The 4,677-nt window shown below is 68.1% G+C and carries 4 protein-coding genes; 2 read left to right on the forward strand and 2 right to left on the reverse strand.

Annotation, left to right across the window (positions count from 1 at the left end; translation table 11 throughout):
- Nucleotides 1-246 precede the first annotated feature (246 nt).
- Nucleotides 247-999 carry an MBL fold metallo-hydrolase gene (locus ACJA3G_RS30600; RefSeq protein ID WP_406556288.1) on the forward strand — a complete coding sequence of 251 codons (753 nt, stop codon included), beginning with the start codon at nucleotides 247-249 and terminating at the stop codon, nucleotides 997-999.
- A gap of 79 nt (nucleotides 1,000-1,078) precedes the next feature.
- Here the strand turns inward: ACJA3G_RS30600 and ACJA3G_RS30605 are convergent, their stop codons facing one another.
- Together ACJA3G_RS30605 and ACJA3G_RS30610 are read right to left on the reverse strand one after the other, a co-directional pair.
- On the reverse strand, nucleotides 1,079-2,341 hold the full coding sequence (locus tag ACJA3G_RS30605) for a PTS transporter subunit EIIC (RefSeq protein WP_406556289.1): 1,263 nt from the start codon (nucleotides 2,339-2,341) through the stop codon (nucleotides 1,079-1,081).
- A 257-nt stretch (nucleotides 2,342-2,598) separates the two neighbouring features.
- The gene (locus ACJA3G_RS30610; RefSeq protein ID WP_406556290.1) at nucleotides 2,599-3,894 is read right to left on the reverse strand and encodes a PTS transporter subunit EIIC; all 1,296 of its coding nucleotides are present in this window, start codon (nucleotides 3,892-3,894) and stop codon (nucleotides 2,599-2,601) included.
- Nucleotides 3,895-4,152: 258 nt separating this feature from the next.
- Between ACJA3G_RS30610 and ACJA3G_RS30615 the strand changes: the two genes are divergently transcribed.
- Nucleotides 4,153-4,386 (forward strand): glucose PTS transporter subunit EIIB, encoded by a 234-nt coding sequence (locus ACJA3G_RS30615; protein WP_018517946.1) that lies wholly within the window; start codon nucleotides 4,153-4,155, stop codon nucleotides 4,384-4,386.
- The last annotated feature ends 291 nt before the right edge of the window (nucleotides 4,387-4,677 follow it).

Here is a 4,677-nt window from a genome sequence, read left to right on the forward strand (position 1 = left end):
GACCACCACCACGGCGATCACCGCGAGCCACCAGGACGTGTCCATACCGCAGACGTTACCCGGCGGCCCACCCCCCGCGCGCGCTCCGCCCGCACTCCGCCCGAACCGGTGACAGCGCAGGTGAGTTCCCCCACAACGGCCCGCCACTGAGGAGCGACCGGCAGTGTGGCGCCTTACGCTCGACGCACCGCACGACCTCCCACAGCCTTGCCCGTATCCCTTGCCGCTCCCGGAGGTTCACGCTCCATGAAGCTCACCGTCGTCGGCTGCTCCGGGTCGTTCCCGTCCGCGGAATCGGCCTGTTCGAGCTACCTCGTCGAGGCCGACGGCTTCCGGCTGCTCCTCGACATGGGCAACGGCGCCCTGGGCGAGCTGCAGCGCCACATCGGTCTCTACGACCTCGACGCGATCTTCCTCAGCCACCTCCACGCCGACCACTGCATCGACATGTGCGGCTACTTCGTCGCCCGGTACTACCGGCACGAGGGCGGGCGCTGCGCCCCCCTGCCGGTGTACGCGCCGGAGGGCGCCGAGCAGCGTCTGACCACGGCGTACGCCGACACGCCCTCCACCTCCTCCATGAGCGAGGTCTTCGACTTCCACACCCTGAAGTCCGGCTCGTTCGACATCGGCCCCTTCGCGGTCCGTACGGAGCGGGTCTGCCACCCCGTCGAGGCGTACGGCATCCGTATCGAGCACGGCGGCGCGTCCCTCACGTACTCGGGCGACACCGGCGTCTGCGAGGCGCTGCACGAGCTGGCCGAGGGCACCGACCTGTTCCTGTGCGAGGCGTCCTTCACGCACGGCAAGGAGGACATCCCGGCCCTCCACCTCAACGGCCGCGAGGCCGGCGCGCACGCCGCCCGCGCCCGGGCGGGCCGGCTGGTCCTGACCCACATCCCCCCGTGGACGGACGGCGAGGTCAACCTGGCGGACGCCCGTCAGGCGTACGAGGGACCCGTGGAGCTCGCGGTGCCGGGCGCGGTGTACGAGGTCTGAGCGGCGGAGCGGCGTACGTACGCGAAGGGCCCCCGGAACCGAGCGGTTCCGGGGGCCCTTCGCACGTGACCCGTACGGCTTACGCCTTGGTCAGGTCCTCCAGCTCCTCCTCGGGCTCGCGGCCCGGGGTGGCGAGGTTGAACTTGACGATCGCGAAGCGGAAGACGAAGTAGTAGATCGCCGCGAAGACCAGACCGATCGGGATGATCAGCCAGGGCTTCTCCGCGAACTTCCAGTTGAGCAGGTAGTCGATGGCACCGGCCGAGAACGTGAAGCCGTGGTGCACGCCCAGCGCCCAGGTGACGGCCATCGAGACGGCGGTCAGGATCGCGTGGATCACGTACAGGACCGGCGCGATGAACATGAACGCGAACTCGATCGGCTCGGTGATACCGGTGACGAAGGAGGTCAGCGCGAGCGAGATCATCATGCCGCCGACGGCCTTGCGGCGCTCCGGGCGGGCGGTGTGGGTGATGGCGAGGGCCACGGCCGGAAGGGCGAACATCATGATCGGGAAGAAGCCGGTCATGAACTGTCCGGCGCTCGGGTCGCCGTGCATGAAGCGCTGGATGTCACCGTGCCAGGTGGCACCGGACGGGTCCGTGTAGGTGCCGATCTCCTGCCAGGCGACGGTGTTCACGAACTGGTGCATGCCGACCGGCAGCAGCGCGCGGTTCACGGCGCCGAAGATGCCGGCGCCGACGGAGCCCAGATCGGTCATCCACTCGCCGAAGGAGGTGATGCCGTCGCCGATCGGACCCCAGACCAGGCCGAAGAAGACGCCGAGCGCGGTGCCGATGAAGGCCATGAGGATCGGGACGAGCCGGCGGCCGTTGAAGAAGCCCAGCCAGTCCACCAGCTTGGTGCGGTGGAACCGCTGCCACACGACCGCGGATATCAGGCCCATGACGATGCCGCCGAGGACCTTCGGGTCGTTGTACGTGGCCGCGACATCGACACCGTTGTTCTTGGTCGTGTTGACCACGGCGTCGGTCACCGGGAACGCGGTGAGCACGTTCTTGTAGACCAGGAAGCCGACCAGCGCGGCGAGGGCGGTGGAGCCGTCGGACTTCTTGGCGAAGCCGATGGCGACACCGATGCAGAACAGCAGCGGCATGTTGGCGAAGACCGCGTCGCCGGCGGTCGCGAAGACCTTGGCGACCTTGTCCCAGCCGAGGCCGTCCTTGCCGAAGACATCGTCCTGACCGAGGCGGAGCAGAATGCCCGCGGCCGGCAGTACGGCGATCGGCAGCTGCAGGCTGCGACCGACCTTCTGCAGACCCTGGAACAGGCCGGCACCCCGCTTCTTCGCGGGCGCCGCCGTAGCGGTGGCCGTACTCATCAACTTCCTCCAGTTGGCAAGGCGCCGCCCGGGCATGGGAAGGTACGGGGGGACGGCGGCGTCTCAGGGGGGAACGCGGTGAAGCCCGCGTGGTCTACACCATTGAGTGGTGTAGACCAGTTGTAGCACGGTGAGGGTTAGATAAGGAACCTGCGATTTCTGTGTGCTGAGCCACGCATTCCGGCATGACGGACAAAGGCCCCGGACCCTGGGGTCCGAGGCCTGCGCCGTATCACCGCTTGGTTATCCCGCCGTTATTACTTCGTGTTCTCCCGCTCGATCTCCTCTTCCAGCTCCTCCGGTTCGCGCCCCGGAGTGGGAAGGTCGAACTTGGTGATCGCGAACCGGAAGATGGCGTAATAGACGGCCGCGAAGACCAGCCCGATCGGAATGATCAGCCACGGTTTCGTCGCCAGGTTCCAGTTGATGACGTAGTCGATGAGACCGGCCGAGAAGCTGAAGCCGTCCTTCACGCCCAGCGCCCAGCTCACCGCCATCGAGACACCCGTGAGCACCGCGTGGATCACGTACAGCAGCGGCGCGATGAAGAGGAACGAGTACTCGATCGGCTCGGTGATACCGGTGACGAACGAGGTCAGACCCACCGACAGCATCAGACCGCCCACCTGCTTGCGGCGGTGCGGCTTGGCGCAGTGGGTGATCGCCAGAGCGGCGGCTGGCAGCGCGAACATCATGATGGGGAAGAAGCCGGTGGTGAACTGGCCCGCGTCCTTGTCGCCCGCCAGGAACATACTGATGTCACCGTGGACGACGGTCCCGTCCGGCTTGGTGAAGGTGCCGAACTGGAACCAGATGGGCACGTTGAGGAACTGGTGCAGACCGATCACCAGCAGCGCCCGGTTGGCGACCCCGAAGATGCCCGCGCCCCAGGCGCCCAGCCCCACCAGCCAGTCGCTGAAGTTCTCCAGGCCGTCACCGATCGGCGGCCAGACCCACAGACAGATCGCGGCGAACGCGATGGCGACGAACGACATGATGATGGGGACCAGCCGGCGGCCGTTGAAGAAGCCGAGCCAGTCGACCAGCTTCACCCGGTGGTAGCGCTGCCAGAACCAGGCGGCGAGCAGACCCATGACGATGCCGCCGAACACACCCGGGTTCTGGTACGTGAAGGCCGCCACGGTCCCGTCGTTGGCCTGGCACCCCGCCGAGATGACCTTCGCGCCGGCGGCGCAGTCCTTGGGGAACTGGCGCAGCACGTTGTAGTAGACGAGGAAACCGGCCACGGCGGCGAGCGCGGTGGAGCCGTCCGCCTTCTTCGCCATGCCGATGGCGACGCCGATGCAGAACAGCAGCGGCAGACCGATGTTGGCGTCGAGCAGCGCGCCGCCCGCACCGGCCATGACCTTGGCGACATCGGTCCAGCCGAGGCCGTCCTTGCCGAAGACGTCCGGCTGGCCGAGCCGGTTGAGGATGCCGGCCGCGGGCAGGACGGCGATCGGCAACTGGAGGCTGCGCCCCATCTTCTGGAGGTTCTGGAACGCCCCGTTCCACCACTTCGGCCGGTCCGCCGCCGTGCTGTCCGCGCTCATCGGCGGCCCTCCGTCCCGTCCGTCCCGTCGGAACAAGCCAGTTCCGGGGTGCGTTGCACACTGGTGTAGACCAGTTGCGGTATCGTCCGGATCCTGGCCGCACGGGCGCGGTACCGGTGATCGCCATCCTTGGCCAGCGCGCGGACGCTCGCTCGCGTAACTGGGCCAAACGTGCGTTACGGTGACAAAGCGGAACCGCGGTCGGACGGATCTGCGGTGCGCCGCCACAGCGTTCTTTGAAAGAACAGGGAGACAGACATGGCCAGCAAGGCTGAGAAGATCGTCGCCGGGCTCGGCGGTATCGAGAACATCGAAGAGGTCGAGGGCTGCATCACCCGCCTCCGCACCGAGGTCATCGACCCGAGCAAGGTCGACGAGGCCGCGCTGAAGGCCGCCGGCGCGCACGGCGTCGTCAAGATGGGCACCGCGATCCAGGTCGTCATCGGCACGGACGCGGACCCGATCGCGGCGGACATCGAAGACATGATGTAACCCAGCCAGCACTGACCGAGGGGCCCTCCCAGGTGGGAGGGCCCCTTTCCCGAAGGGCGACGGCCGCCCACGGCCGACGGACGACCGACGTCTTCAGGGGTGCGACCAGCCCCCCACGGCCCGCGGACGGCCGACGTTTTTGGGGGCGCGGGGAACTGCGCGACAAGCCCCCACGAACCGGCAGACGCCAACGCTCCCAGGGGGCACGGGGAACGGCGCGAACAACCGCCCACGGCCCGCGGCCGACCAAACCCCCGGGGCGACGCCCCGAAGGGGGCCACGGGGCGAAGC

The organism is Streptomyces sp. YS-3 (assembly GCF_045257485.1).
GTDB lineage: Bacteria > Actinomycetota > Actinomycetes > Streptomycetales > Streptomycetaceae > Streptomyces.

Bases quoted from the DNA above. Each gene is read 5' to 3' on its own strand.
- ACJA3G_RS30600 (WP_406556288.1), top strand. From the start codon at position 247: ATGAAGCTCACCGTCGTCGGCTGCTCCGGGTCGTTCCCGTCCGCGGAA.
- ACJA3G_RS30605 (WP_406556289.1), bottom strand. From the start codon at position 2,341: ATGAGTACGGCCACCGCTACGGCGGCGCCCGCGAAGAAGCGGGGTGCC.
- ACJA3G_RS30610 (WP_406556290.1), bottom strand. From the start codon at position 3,894: ATGAGCGCGGACAGCACGGCGGCGGACCGGCCGAAGTGGTGGAACGGG.
- ACJA3G_RS30615 (WP_018517946.1), top strand. From the start codon at position 4,153: ATGGCCAGCAAGGCTGAGAAGATCGTCGCCGGGCTCGGCGGTATCGAG.